This is a genomic window from Pseudonocardia abyssalis (assembly GCF_019263705.2).
GTDB classification, from domain to species: Bacteria; Actinomycetota; Actinomycetes; order Mycobacteriales; family Pseudonocardiaceae; genus Pseudonocardia; species Pseudonocardia abyssalis.
In genome coordinates, this window is record NZ_JADQDK010000001.1 from 5,549,399 (window position 1) to 5,562,212 (window position 12,814).

A 12,814-nucleotide genomic window follows, 5' to 3' on the forward strand; every position below is an offset into this window, starting at 1 on the left:
CCCGGGATCAGGCCGGGGGGTCGTCCTGGCGCTTCACCCGCTCGTCGAGCTGGCGCAGGAAGTCGGGGTCGTCGTCCGGGCCGCTGACGCGCGGACGCGACGGGCCGGGGACGGCCGGCTCCCCGGTGGGCGGTGCGTCACCGCGAACGGTGCTCATCGCCTTCCAGAGCACCAGTGCGATGATCGCGGCGCCGACGAACGCGATGAAGAACAGCATGGCCACCACCTCCGCCGTCGAGGTTAGCGGAGGTGGGGCGTGACGGGGGTGAAGCCGCCGGATGCGTTCGGCGGAGGGTGGTCAGCCGTGCGCGGGCGGTAGCGTCGCCTCACTGGTCAGGTCGGCGAGCAGGCCGCGGACCTCGGACTCGCGGAACCGACGGTGCCCGCCAGGGGTGCGGATCGAGCCGATCCGACCGGCCGATGCCCAACGGGTGACGGTCTTGGGGTCGACGCGGAACAGGCCGGCGACCTCGCCGGGGGTGAGGAGTCGTTCCTCGCTGCTCGTGGGTGCTGCCATGGTGCGCCTCCAGGTGGAATGTCCTGATACATCGTGACACTCGGGACCCCGGGTACTCGAACGGTTGTCCGGAGGTAAAGGGCGCCTAAAGGACGAAACGGACGATCGTCCGGGCCCTTCGGCGGCGTCGTAGGCTCGGGGCATGACGTCACCACCGGCCCCGGGCCTGCTGCCCACCATCGGGCTCTACGCGCTCGCGCGGCTCGGGCTCGTCGCCGTCGTCGCCGCGCTGCTCGCACTGGCCGGCGTCCCGGTGCTGGTCGCCGTCCTCGTGGGGCTGATCGTCGCGCTGCCGCTGTCGATGGTGCTGTTCCGCGGGCTGCGGTCCCGGCTCGACGCGGCCCTCGCCGAGGCCTCCCGGCGGCGCGGGGTGGAACGCGAGGCCCTGCGGTCGCGGCTGCGCGGGGAGAGCGAGTAGCGGCTGCGCCGCCCGTGCGCGGAGTCGCTCGTCAGGGCCGCCCTCTGCGCGCCCCCGGGGGTCAGAGCACGCCGCTGAGTGCCGCGCCGACGCCGGTGAGGACGGACCATCCGAGCAGCGTCACCCCGGTGGCTCCGAGTACGCGGACGAGCGCGCGCCCGTCGGCCCCCGCGAGCACCTGGCGGGCCGGCAGGAACGCCAGCGGCAGCGCGGCCAGGGCGATCAGCATCGGCCAGCTGCGCAGGCCGGCCAGTGCGGAGAGCAGGAACGGCGCCGCGACGAGGGCGACGTAGAGGCGGCGGGTGTCGGTGTCGCCGAGCAGGACCGCGAGCGTGCGCTTGCCGGAGACGGCGTCGGTGGGGATGTCGCGCAGGTTGTTGGCGACGAGCACCGCGCACGTGAGCAGCCCGACCCCGACCGCGCCGATCACCGCGAGGGGGCTCGGCGGCCCGCTCTGGGTGATCACGGTGCCGAGCACGGCGACCGGCCCGAAGAACACGAACACCGCCACCTCGCCGAGCCCCGCGTAGCCGTAGGGCCGGGAGCCGCCGGTGTAGAACCAGGCGCCCGCGATGCACAGCGCCCCCACCGCGATCAGCCACCACTGCCGGGAGATCGACACCAGCGTCAGGCCCGCCAGACCCGCGACGACGAAGCAGCCGAAGGCCACGGAGCGGACGGTGGAGGCCGCCGCCAGCTTCGACCCGACGAGGCGCAGCGGCCCGACCCGGTCGTCGTCGGTGCCGCGGATGCCGTCGGAGTAGTCGTTGGCGAAGTTCACCCCGATGACCAGCGCGACGGCCACGAGGAGGGCCAGCAGTGCCCGGCCCGGGGCGACGGTCCCGGCCCCGATCGCGGCCCCGGTCCCGACCACGACCGGGGAGACGGCGGTCGGCAGGGTGCGCGGGCGGGCGCCCTGCACCCACTGGTTCAACGTGGCCACACCGGAACGCTATCCGGCCCGGTCCCCGCGGTCGCCGCGGTGGGTGGTGATCGGTCCGGTCGCCACGTGGCCCGCCTCACCGACGGGCGTCGGGGCGGAGGGGTGATCGGTCCGAGGTGAGCGCGGTGGCGGGGCCGGTCGCCACATCGCCCGTCTCGGAACGATCACCGTGGGTGGGCGGTGTCGGTGATCGTTCCGAGGTGGGGTGGTGGTCGGTCCGGCGACCGTGCCGCTCAGCTCGGAACGATCACCCGGGGGAGGTGGTCGCGGTCGGGTCGGTGGTGGCGGTCGGTCCGGCCGGAGCGGCGGCGCCCGTCGGGGCGGAGGCGGCAGGGTCGTCGGCGGGGGCGGTGGTCGCGTCCGTGGCGTCGGACGGGGAGGACACGGTGGCGTCGGACGGGCCGGCGTCGGACGGGCCGGCGTCGGACGGGCCGGCGTCGGACGGGGTGGCGTCGGACGGGGTGGCGTCGGACGGGGTGGCGTCGGACGGGGTGGCGTCGGACGGGGTGGCGTCGGACGGGGTGGCGTCGGACGGGGTGGCGTCGGACGGGGTGCTGCTGGACGGGGAGGTGCTGCTGGACGGGGTGGCGTCGGCGGGGGTGTCGGCGTCGGCGACCGTCGGGGTGTCGGCGGTGGCGTCGGGAGCCGGGGTGGTTTCGGGGGACGGGCCGGAGGTGTCGCAGTCGGCCACACCCTCGGCGTCGCTCACCTCGTCCGCCTCGATGTACTGGTCGGTGCCGACCCGCAGCCAGATACCGGACGCGGCGGACAGGGCGCACTCCACCGGCACCGCGGCGCGCTGCGCGGCGACGCCCACGACCTCGGCACCGGCCTCGGGGGCCGCGAGGACGTCGACCGGCCCGTCGGAGTTCACCAGCGAGAGGCGGACCGAGCCGGTCCACAGGTAGTCGACGGTGACCCAGGAGTTGTCGGTCAGGCCGAGAGCGTCCCAGAACAGGCCGTCGCCGAGGTCGATGCCGGCCGGGTTGGAGGGGGTGCGGCCGTACTGGTCGCGGCCACCGTTGTAGCCGTCGGCGTGTGCGGCCTGGGCCTGCGGTACGCCCTGGGGAAGGTCGCGCCACTCCTGACGCTGGCCGGAGGGGTTCCAGTAGTCGTCGCGGGTGTTCCACGGGCCCACGTCCCAGACCGGCGCGAACGCGCAGCGGCCGTTGGGGGCGCACACCTTGACGGAGTAGTCGCTGGAGTCGCGGGGGGCGAGGGCGCGGCGGGAGGGCAGGGCGACGAAGTGGTCACGCTCGGCGATCACGTGGCCGTTGGCGGTGGTGCCGCCCGCGAGGCCCTCGCGGGTCGCGAAGACGCGGTAGTTCAGCGCCGCCGACTCGACGACGGCCTCGGTGCGGGCCGCGGCCGGGTGCGCGGTGACGGTGACGCCCCGGACGGACGGCTCCGCGGCCGGGTCGCCGGTGAGGACCAGGCGAGTCTGCACCTCCGATGTCGGCTCGGGCAGCGTGGCCGTGCCGGAGGTGGCGGGCACCCACTCCGTCCAGCCGCCCGACGTGCGGCGCCCGCGGACGTCGACCAGTGCGGTGCTGCCCTCGGGGAGGTCGCCGTCGACGGCGGCGTCGACGCGGTCGGTCGGGGCGTCGAGGGTGTGCGTCGGCATCGTCAGGAGGCCGGTCGGGACCGGCGTGCCGTCGGAGTCGGCGGGGAGCAGGTGGGTGTCCGCGTGGTCGAGCCGCGCGGTGCCGTCGGCGACGGTCACGCCCGCGGTCTCCCCGGCCACGAGATCAGGAGCCCAGGACGCCGTGCTGGGCTCGGTGGCGGCGGCCGGTCCGGCCGTGCCGAGCGCGAGTGCGCCGACGACGGCCAGCAGGGTCGCGGTGCGCAACCTCATCCGCATGCTGAGAACTCCCCGTGTTGTTGCTGTGACTGCAGGTACCGATGGTGCGTGTGAGAGCGCAGCAGACCTGATGGGGGAGTAGTGGTCAATCAACGCAGAGTGAGCGACCTGATGTGATGGCGCCTCCGGTCACCCGGTCAGGGGCTCCGGCCGGTCCGTCACCGTGACGAGCCGGGCCACGGCCGCACGATCGGGCTTCCCGATCCCCCGGATCGGGATCTCCGGTACGTCGACGAGCCGGCGCGGCACCGCGGCCCGGCCGAGAGCGTCGCGCACGGCGTCGCGGAGGCTGTCGTCGTCGGGGCGGTCGGCTCCGGGCACCACCGCGGCGGCGACGACCTGTCCCCACTGCGCGTCGGCGACCCCGACCACGCACGCCGCGAGCACCCCCGGCTGAGCGGTCAGCACCCGCTCGACGGCGGCCGGCGCGACCTTCTCCCCGCCCGTGACGATCACGTCGTCGGCCCGGCCGAGCACCTCCAGCCGACCGTCGGTCCAGCGGCCGAGGTCGCCGGTGCGGAACCGCCCGCCGAACGGCGACCCACCGAGGTAGCCGGTGGCCAGGGTCGGCCCGGTGAGCACGATGCGGCCGTCGGGTTCCAGGTCGACGCCGACGCCGTCGAGCGGCAGCCCGTCGTAGACGCAACCGCCCGCGGTCTCGCTCATGCCGTAGGTGGTGACGACGGCGACGCCCGCGTCGAGTGCCCTGCGGCGCAGGCCCGTGTCCAGAGCCGCGCCGCCGACGAGCACCGCGCGGTAGCCGCGCAGCGCGTCGAGGGCGTCGCCGCCGGCGTCCAGGACGCGGAGGAGCTGGGTCGGGACGAGGCTCGTGTGCCGCGCGCCGGGGCCCAGCCGGTCGGTGGCGGCGGCGAAGGTGTCGGGGCGGAAGCCGGTGCGCAGGTCCTGCACGACGGGCGGCGCGCCGGCCAGCAGCGCCCGCACGATCACCTGCACCCCGGCGACGTGCTCGGCCGGCAGCGCGAGCAGCCAGCGGGCCGGGCCGCCGAGCCGGGCCGCCGTGGCTGCGGCCGACGCCCGCAGCGCGGCCGCGGTCAGTGCCACCAGCCGGGGCTCACCGGTCGATCCGGACGTCGCGATGACGACCGCGGTGCCCGGTGGGGCCGGCTCGATCGGGAATGGTGCGGCACCGGTCCACGGGAGTACCGCGGGGCCGCCGTCCAGCGCCGCCGCCAGTGCCCCGACCAGCGCGTCGACGCCGTCGGGGGAGCCGTCGAGCGTGATCGTCCGCATGGGTCCGAGTCCACACGGTCGCCGCGCCCGGCGTTCATCCGGGGCCCCGAGCGTCACCGACCGTGCCGAACCCGCCACCCACACGTGCTGTGCACTCACCCCGTCGGCGCGAAATACCGCAGCTCAGGCCCGCGATAGGGAGGTGTGGAGATCATGAGCTGGGTCGCGGTCGGGGTGACGACGTGGATGGCGACGTCGGTGCCGTTGGCCCTGCTCGTGGGCGCCGCGATCCGGGCGGGCGGCACGACCGCCCCGCGGCGCGGCGCCGCCCGGCACGTGCCCTCCCACATCCGGTACGCCGCCGGGTGCACGGGACGGCGGGTCGTGCCGGACGCGGCCTAGTAGTGCCAGGGGTACGCGGCCCAGTCGGGCTCGCGCTTCTGCAGGAACGCGTCGCGGCCCTCGACGGCCTCGTCGGTCATGTACGCGAGCCGCGTGGCCTCGCCGGCGAACAGCTGCTGCCCGACCAGCCCGTCGTCGGTGAGGTTGAACGCGTACTTGAGCATCCGCTGCGCGGTGGGCGACTTGCCGTTGATCTCCTTCGCCCACTGCAGGGCGGTGGCCTCGAGCTCCGCGTGCGGCACGACGGCGTTGACCGCACCCATCCGGTGCGCGTCGGCCGCGGAGTACTCGCGGCCCAGGAAGAAGATCTCGCGGGCGAACTTCTGACCCACCTGCTTGGCCAGGTAGGCCGAGCCGTAGCCGCCGTCGAAGCTGCCGACGTCGGCGTCGGTCTGCTTGAAGCGGCCGTGCTCCGCGCTGGCGAGCGTGAGGTCCGCGACGGCGTGCAGCGAATGCCCGCCACCCGCGGCCCATCCGTTGACGACGGCGATGACGACCTTCGGCATGAACCGGATCAGCCGCTGGCACTCCAGGATGTGCAGGCGCCCCGCGCGGCCGGCCTGCACCGTGTCGGAGGTGTCGCCATCGGCGTACTGGTAGCCGGTGCGGCCGCGGATGCGCTGGTCGCCGCCCGAGCAGAACGCCCACACGCCGTCCTTCGGCGCCGGGCCGTTGCCGGTGAGCAGGACGCAGCCGACGTCCGGGGTCTGGCGGGCGTGGTCGAGAGCGCGATACAGCTCGTCGACGGTGCCGGGGCGGAACGCATTGCGCACCTCGGGGCGGTCGAACGCGATGCGCACGGCACCGGTGTCGACGGCGCGGTGGTAGGTGATGTCGACGAAGTCGAACCCCTCCACCGGACGCCACGCGGAGGGGTCGAAGATCTCGGAGACGGCCACGGCGCGCACATTACGGATCCCGTACGCGGCGGGCGGCAGGCCCACCGGCCCGGCAGGATCGTGCGAGATGAGACCCCCGCTGACGATCGTGCTGGTCGCCCTGCCCGGGCTGCTGCTCGCCGCGGTCGGGTACCTGGTCCACCCCGGCTTCCTCGACGCGTCCACCGCGCGGGCCTGGTGGACGGTGCACGTGTACCTGGTTCCGGTGTTCCCGCTGATCTCGCTCGCGCTGTGGGCGCTGCTGCGCGGCGTCACGGGGCCGGTGGCGGGGCTCGCGCGGGTCGCGGCGTACGGGTTCGCGACGTTCTACACCGCGCTCGACGTCCTCTCCGGCATCGGCGCGGGGCTCGTCGTCGAGGCGGGCGTCCCCGAGCTCGCCGGGCGGCTGTTCGGGGTCGGTGACGCGCTCGGGCACGCCGGGGTCTGGATGCTGCTCGCCGCGGCGGTGCTGACCGGCCTCGCCCTGCTGCCCCGCGACGGCGTGCGGGTGCTCCCGGGGGCCGCGGTGCTCGCCGTCGCGTGCTTCCCCTTCATGACGGGCCACATCTTCCACCCCGTAGGCGTGCTCGCGATGCTGCTGGTGGCCACCGGGTCCGGGCTGATGGCGGCGGTGCGGCGGTCGCCGCCGCTCGCCTCCGGAGGCACTCCATGATCACCGGTTCGGCGCGTGTCCGGCAGTGGGCGGCCGGACACGCGCCGAGACGGCGATCATGGGCCCGGTCCGGGGGTCCGTCCGCAACCCGCCGTCGCGGTGACGGTCCGGTGTGTCCGGTGTATCCGGTGTATCCGGTCTGCGGGCGGGGTGACGGGCGGTCTGCGACGCTGGGGGCGTGACGGACACCGCGCCCACGGGAGTGACCACCCGCCGCCGGGTCGGGCCGGTGGTCGCCGTCGCCGCCCCCGGGCTCGTGCTCGCCGTCGCCGGGCTGTTCCACCCCCGTGCGCTCGCCCCGTCGACGGCCACACTCTGGTGGAACCTGCACGTCGTCCTGCTACCGCTGTTCCCGCTGCTGGCCGTGGCGCTGTGGGTGCTGCTGCGCGGGGAGCGGGGCGTGCTGGCGTGGCTCGCGCGGATCGCCGCCTACGGCTACGCCGCGTTCTACACGGCGCTCGACGTGCTGGCCGGGATCGGCGCCGGGTACCTCGTCGACGAGGCCCGGGGCGGCAGCCAGGAGGCCAACGACCTGCGCGCGCTCGGCAACGACCTCGGCATGATCGGGTCCTGGTCGTTCCTCGTGGCCACAGTGCTCGTCGGAGTGCTGCTGGTGCGCCGCGACGGGCGGGCGGCCCTGCCCGGCGCGGTGATCCTGTTCGGCGGGGCGGCGAACTTCCTGCACGGCCACATCTACTGGCCCTCCGGCGGCCTGGCGGTGCTCGCGATCGGCGTCGGGTGCGGGGCGCTGGCGTACGCGGCGCGGCCGGCCTGACCCGTCCGCCGGACGAGCACCACCCCGGCGACGGCCAGTGCGCCGCCGGGCACCGTCGCCCGCTCGCCGAGCCACGCCGGCACCAGGTGGAGCGCCACGGTGCTGTGGGCGACCGTCGTGCACGACACGGTCGGACCAGGCCGGGCAACCCGGTGCCGACGGCACGATCCCGAGCGCCACGGCCGTCGCGGTCGCGCCGGTCGGTGCGTCGGGCAGGTCGGCGAGCAGGGCGGGCAGCGCCGGGAGGGCCAGCAGTCGCCCAGACCGACCACATCGTGGCCGACAGCGCGCCCGGTTCCTCGGCGAGCGGCTTGACCGCCAGGTGGTGGAGGCCCTGACACACCGCAGCACCTCGCCGGTCATGAGCCGGTCCTGGCGGGCCGGCACGCCCGGCCCGTGGCGCCGGTGCCGACACGCCCCCGGATCCGGTGCCGCTCCGCCGCGCTCGTCGCCGCCGGGGTGGGGGCCGCGCCGGGTACGCGAGCCGTGGTGGACGCCTGCGGGGACGGGAGCACGCGACGGTGTGCGGCCACGACGCCCGCCGCACTGGCAGGATCGGGTTCGTGCAGACCCTGCCCAAGGGCGCCAACGCGCCGCTCCCGCCCGGTCCCGTCTCGGTGCGCGTCACGGCCGCCGCGCCCGTCGACATCTCGGCCCTGCTGGTCGCGGCCACCGGCAAGGTGCGCGGCGACGCCGACTTCGTGTTCTACAACCAGCCGCAGGCGGCCGGCGTCCGCTACAACCCCGACGGCGTCGACGTCGACCCGTCGGCGGTGGAGGACGCGATCGAGACCGTCGTCGTCACCGCGAGCCTCGACGGCCGCGGGCCCGCCACGTTCGGGGCGCTCGGCGGGCTGCGGATGGACGTCGCGGTCGGCGGGTCGCCGCTGGTGACGTTCACCCCCGAGGGACTCGGGGCGGAGACGGCGCTGCTGTGCGTGGAGATCTACCGGCGCGGCGCGCAGTGGAAGGTGCGCGCGGTCGGGCAGGGCTACGCGAACGGGCTCGGCGGGATCGCCACCGACTACGGCATCTCCGTCGACGACGAGCCGGCGCAGGTGGCGGCCGCCCCGGTGGCGCCCGCGCCGCCCGCCGCCCCGTCCGTCGTCAACCTCGACAAGGGGAAGGTGTCGCTGGCCAAGCGGCAGACCGTCTCGCTGACGAAGACCGGTGCACCGGCCCTGCGGCGCGTCGCGATGGGCCTGGGCTGGGACCCGGCCCGCGGCGGGCGCAGCATCGACCTCGACGCGTCCGCCGTCGTGATCGGCAGCCGCGGCAAGAAGACCGACTCGGTGTGGTTCATGAGCAAGAGCGCCTTCAGGGGCGCGCTCGAGCACTCCGGCGACAACCTCACCGGCGCCGGGGACGGCGACGACGAGACCATCCAGGTCGACCTCGCGAAGCTCCCCGACGACGTGCAGGCGATCGTGTTCGTCGTCAACTCCTTCCAGGGCCAGAAGTTCACCGAGGTCGCCCGGGCCTACTGCCGCCTCGTCGACCTCGACACCCGCGCCGAGCTCGTCCGCTTCGAGCTGACCGACTCGAAGCCGCACACCGGCGTGATCATGTCCGTGCTGCGCCGCGCGGGCGCCGCCTGGACGATGACCGCGATCGGCGAGTTCCACGACGGCAAGACGGTCCGCGCGATGTACGGCCCGGCCGAGGCGCTGCTGAGGGACCTGGGCTAGCGGTGGAGCAGGTCGGCGCGGACCCGATGGGCGCCCGGGTGCTGGGGGCGCTGCGCACGGCCGTCATCTCCGGGGAGCTGGCGCCGGGCTCGCTGCACTCGGTGCAGCAGCTCGCGACCCAGCTCGGGGTGTCGCGCACGCCCGTCCGGGAGGCGCTGATCCAGCTGGCGCAGCAGGGGATCGTCCGGTTCGAGCGCAACCGCGGCGTGCGGGTGCTGCAGACCTCGCTGCACGACCTCGAGGAGGTCTTCGCGCTCCGGCTGCTGCTCGAGGTGCCCGCCACCCGCCGCGCCTGCGCCCTGTTCGACGCCGCCGGGCGCCGGGACCTGCGCAGGATCTTCCGGGCGATGGAGCGCGCCGCCGACGCCGACGACGAGTTCGCGCTCTGGGAGCACGACCGGCGCTTCCACCGGGCGGTGCTGGAGGCGTCGGGCAACCGGCGGTTGGCGCAGTACGTCGACGGGCTGCGCGACACGGTCCTGCGGCGCGGGGTGTCGACGGCGCGGTCGTCGCGCTCGCTGCACGACATCGTCGCCGAGCACGTGGTGATCCTGGAACGGATCGAGGCGTCCGACGCCGACGGGGCCGCGGCGGCCATGCACGCGCACGTCCGGCACACCGCGGAGCTGCTCATCGCGCAGGAGAGCGGGGAGCCCGCGGGCACCGTCGAGATCGACCTGGCCTGGACGACCCATGATCGGATGCGCACGGATTGACGAGTGGCATGTCACATGTCACGGTGCGGTCAGGCGCGTCCGAGCGCGTCCCTCGACGGCGAGAGGATCCCTCATGGCCACCGCGAACAAGGTCACCGTCATCCCCTGCGGGGCGATGACGGCCGACCTCACCTGGCTCCTGATCAAGCCCGGCAAGTCGATCACCGACCGCCACCACAAGGACGCCCCGCCGCCGTGGGTGGACGTGCCCACGCACTGCGTGCTGGTGGAGACCGACGAGGGCAAGGTCCTCTGGGACACCAGCTGTCCGAGCGACTGGGAGGAGCGCTGGGCGCCCACCGGCCTGCAGGACTTCTTCCCCTACGACAAGGCCGGCGACGACGAGTACCTCGACGCGCGGCTCAACCAGCTCGGCGTCGGCCTCGACGAGATCGACTACGTGATCCTCTCGCACCTGCACTTCGACCACGCCGGCAACGCGCAGATGTTCAAGAACACCAACGCGAAGCTGGTCTGCCACGAGCGCGAGAAGGACTTCGCGTTCAACTTCGAGGGCCCGTTCAACGGCGCGCACCTCAAGGCCGACTACGAGGGCCTGGACTTCCAGACCGTCTCCGGCGACACCGACTTCCTCCCCGGCATCAAGCTCATCGAGACCCCCGGCCACACCGTCGGCACGATGTCGATGCAGGTCGACCTGCCCGACACCGGCACGATGATCTTCACCTCGGACGCCGTCTACATGGGCGAGAGCTTCGGCCCGCCCGCCACGCCCGCCGCGATCGTCAACAACCTCGAGGACTTCTACCGGTCCGTCGAGAAGCTGCGCGGGATCCAGGAGAAGACCGGCGCACAGATGGTCTTCGGCCACGACGCCGAGCAGATCCACCAGCTGCGCGTGGCGCCGGACGGGTCGTACACGTGACCGGGATCGAACTGAAGGAGGAGACGATCTTCACGTGGGGTGCGCCCCCGCTGAAGTTCGGGGCGGGCGCCTCGGACGAGATCGGCTTCGAGATGTCCGGCTACGGCGTCAAGCGCGTCCTGATCGTCACCGATCCGGGCGTCAGCGCGCTGGGCATCCCGCAGCGCATCGCCGACACGCTCTCGCGCTACGACATCTCCTCGGAGATCTTCGACGGCGTGCACGTCGAGCCCACCGACGACTCGATGAACAAGGCCGTCGAGTACGCCCGGGTGCAGGGTGAGTGGGACGGGTTCGTGGCCGTCGGCGGTGGGTCGGCGATCGACACCGCCAAGGCGATCAACCTGCTGACGTCGCACCCCGGCGAGCTGATGGACTACATCAACAAGCCGATCGGCGCGGCCAAGGCCCCGCCCGGGCAGCTCAAGCCGCTGATCGCGGTGCCGACGACGGCGGGCACCGGCTCGGAGTCCACCGCGATGTGCGTGCTGGACATCCTGTCGATGAAGGTCAAGACCGGGATCAGCCACTGGCGGCTGCGCCCGACCCTGGCCGTCATCGACCCGCTGCTGACGATGACGCTCGGCCCCGAGGTCAGCGCGGCGTCCGGGATGGACATCGTGTGCCACGCGGTCGAGAGCTACACCGCGCGCTACTACACGACGTTCGACCGCAAGAAGCCCGAGGAGCGGGTCACCTACTGCGGCTCGAACCCGGTGTCGGACCTGTGGTGCGAGAAGGCGATGGCGCTCATCGCGCAGTCGTTCCGCGGGTCGGTGCGGGAGGGGTCGCTGGAGGACCGCTCCAACATGATGATGGCCGCGACGTTCGCGGGCATGGGGTTCGGCAACTCCGGCGTGCACATCCCGCACGCCAACGCCTACCCGATCGCGGGCATGGTCAAGGACTACCGCCCGGCGGGCTACCCGCAGGACGAGCCGATGGTGCCGCACGGCCAGTCGGTGTCGCTGACCGCGCCCGAGGCGTTCCGCTTCTCCTTCGAGTCCGCCCCCGAGCGGCACCTGCGGGCCGCGGAGCTGATGGACCCGCGCGCCGACAAGCACGCGAAGCCGTCGGAGCAGCTGCCGTCGGTGCTCGTCTCGCTGATGCGCGACATCGACATCCCCAACGGGATCGGCGGCGTCGGCTACACCGAGTCGGACGTCCCGGACCTCGTCCCCGGCACGATGAAGCAGGCCCGCCTGCTCGCGACGTGCCCGAAGACGCCGACCGAGGACGACATCGCCGGGATCCTGACCCGGTCCATCGAGAACTGGTAGCCCCTGTGCGCGGAGACCGTGGCCCCGGCCAGGGTCTCCGCGCACGAGGCCCGGAGGGCCCCATGCCGATCTACGTCTTCAAGTGCGGGTGCGGGTACCGCTTCGAGTACCTGGCCTCGTTCGACGCCGCCGCGCCGGGCTGCCCGTCGTGCGGCGGTGAGACCCGGAAGATCCCCGCCGGGTTCAGCCTGGGCGGTCAGGCGAGCGCCGGGCTGTCCAAGGAGCAGATGCCGCAGACGTGGCGCGGCACCTACAACGGTGACCGCGAGTACGTCACGAACCTGCGCCGGCAGTGGGACAAGCGTCAGCAGGTCGAGGCGAAGCACCCCGAGATCGCCGGCGACCAGCGGCCGATCATCGCGCACGAGGGCCGCTACCACGCCGCGCCGCTGCGGGCCGGGGACGTCCCGCTCGGCGGAGCCGCAGGTCACGGCCCTGCGGCCGACGTCGCCGAACCGGCCCCGTCCACCGGGCACGGCCACGGACACGGCGGGCACGGCCATGGTCACGGCACCGGTTCGGCGCCTGCGACGAAGCCCACCCCGGGGTCGACGGGTGCTTCCCCGGCGGGCGGATCAGACTGACG

General features: G+C 74.0%; 15 protein-coding genes. 9 read left to right on the plus strand and 6 right to left on the minus strand.

Going from position 1 to position 12,814, the window contains the following annotated elements; translation table 11 throughout:
- Nucleotides 1-7 precede the first annotated feature (7 nt).
- Complete coding sequence (locus tag I4I81_RS27275; RefSeq protein WP_218606151.1) at nucleotides 8-217, minus strand: hypothetical protein; 210 nt, start codon at nucleotides 215-217, stop codon at nucleotides 8-10.
- Between the two features lie 81 nt (nucleotides 218-298).
- Nucleotides 299-517 (minus strand): BldC family transcriptional regulator, encoded by a 219-nt coding sequence (locus tag I4I81_RS27280; protein WP_185721249.1) that lies wholly within the window; start codon nucleotides 515-517, stop codon nucleotides 299-301.
- A 142-nt stretch (nucleotides 518-659) separates the two neighbouring features.
- On the opposite strand from I4I81_RS27280, the gene I4I81_RS27285 reads away from it, so the two are divergent.
- Nucleotides 660-935 carry a DUF4229 domain-containing protein gene (locus I4I81_RS27285; RefSeq protein ID WP_225924713.1) on the plus strand — a complete coding sequence of 92 codons (276 nt, stop codon included), beginning with the start codon at nucleotides 660-662 and terminating at the stop codon, nucleotides 933-935.
- 61 nt (nucleotides 936-996) lie between these two features.
- Here the strand turns inward: I4I81_RS27285 and I4I81_RS27290 are convergent, their stop codons facing one another.
- From I4I81_RS27290 to menE, 3 genes are all read right to left on the minus strand, one after another.
- Nucleotides 997-1,878, minus strand: a complete 882-nt coding sequence (locus tag I4I81_RS27290) for a 1,4-dihydroxy-2-naphthoate polyprenyltransferase (protein ID WP_218606152.1) — start codon at nucleotides 1,876-1,878, stop codon at nucleotides 997-999.
- A gap of 247 nt (nucleotides 1,879-2,125) precedes the next feature.
- Entirely contained in the window at nucleotides 2,126-3,733 is a 1,608-nt protein-coding gene (locus tag I4I81_RS27295) for a DUF8814 domain-containing protein (protein ID WP_218616430.1), read from the minus strand.
- Between the two features lie 135 nt (nucleotides 3,734-3,868).
- Nucleotides 3,869-4,990 (minus strand): o-succinylbenzoate--CoA ligase, encoded by a 1,122-nt coding sequence (menE, locus tag I4I81_RS27300; RefSeq protein WP_218603052.1) that lies wholly within the window; start codon nucleotides 4,988-4,990, stop codon nucleotides 3,869-3,871.
- 153 nt (nucleotides 4,991-5,143) lie between these two features.
- On the opposite strand from menE, the gene I4I81_RS27305 reads away from it, so the two are divergent.
- Nucleotides 5,144-5,332, plus strand: coding sequence for a hypothetical protein (locus I4I81_RS27305; RefSeq protein WP_218603053.1), 189 nt, complete (start codon nucleotides 5,144-5,146; stop codon nucleotides 5,330-5,332).
- On the opposite strand, the gene I4I81_RS27310 is transcribed toward I4I81_RS27305, so the two are convergent.
- Nucleotides 5,329-6,231, minus strand: a complete 903-nt coding sequence (locus I4I81_RS27310) for a 1,4-dihydroxy-2-naphthoyl-CoA synthase (RefSeq protein ID WP_218603054.1) — start codon at nucleotides 6,229-6,231, stop codon at nucleotides 5,329-5,331. The genes I4I81_RS27305 and I4I81_RS27310 overlap by 4 nt on opposite strands.
- A 67-nt stretch (nucleotides 6,232-6,298) precedes the next feature.
- Between I4I81_RS27310 and I4I81_RS27315 the strand changes: the two genes are divergently transcribed.
- The 7 genes from I4I81_RS27315 (at nucleotide 6,299) to I4I81_RS27345 (ending at nucleotide 12,812) form a co-directional block, all read left to right on the plus strand.
- Nucleotides 6,299-6,883, plus strand: a complete 585-nt coding sequence (locus tag I4I81_RS27315) for a hypothetical protein (RefSeq protein ID WP_218603055.1) — start codon at nucleotides 6,299-6,301, stop codon at nucleotides 6,881-6,883.
- Nucleotides 6,884-7,061: 178 nt separating this feature from the next.
- Complete coding sequence (locus tag I4I81_RS27320) at nucleotides 7,062-7,658, plus strand: hypothetical protein (protein WP_218603056.1); 597 nt, start codon at nucleotides 7,062-7,064, stop codon at nucleotides 7,656-7,658.
- 563 nt (nucleotides 7,659-8,221) lie between these two features.
- Complete coding sequence (locus I4I81_RS27325; RefSeq protein ID WP_218603057.1) at nucleotides 8,222-9,346, plus strand: TerD family protein; 1,125 nt, start codon at nucleotides 8,222-8,224, stop codon at nucleotides 9,344-9,346.
- A gap of 2 nt (nucleotides 9,347-9,348) precedes the next feature.
- Entirely contained in the window at nucleotides 9,349-10,062 is a 714-nt protein-coding gene (locus tag I4I81_RS27330) for a GntR family transcriptional regulator (RefSeq protein WP_372453578.1), read from the plus strand.
- A 73-nt stretch (nucleotides 10,063-10,135) separates the two neighbouring features.
- Nucleotides 10,136-10,948 (plus strand): N-acyl homoserine lactonase family protein, encoded by an 813-nt coding sequence (locus I4I81_RS27335; protein ID WP_218603058.1) that lies wholly within the window; start codon nucleotides 10,136-10,138, stop codon nucleotides 10,946-10,948.
- Nucleotides 10,945-12,228 carry a hydroxyacid-oxoacid transhydrogenase gene (locus I4I81_RS27340; protein ID WP_226363600.1) on the plus strand — a complete coding sequence of 428 codons (1,284 nt, stop codon included), beginning with the start codon at nucleotides 10,945-10,947 and terminating at the stop codon, nucleotides 12,226-12,228. Before I4I81_RS27335 ends, I4I81_RS27340 begins: the two co-directional genes overlap by 4 nt.
- Before the next feature lie 62 nt (nucleotides 12,229-12,290).
- A complete protein-coding gene (locus I4I81_RS27345) occupies nucleotides 12,291-12,812 on the plus strand; it encodes an FmdB family zinc ribbon protein (RefSeq protein WP_218603059.1) in 522 nt (173 codons plus the stop codon).
- Nucleotides 12,813-12,814: the final 2 nt, after the last annotated feature.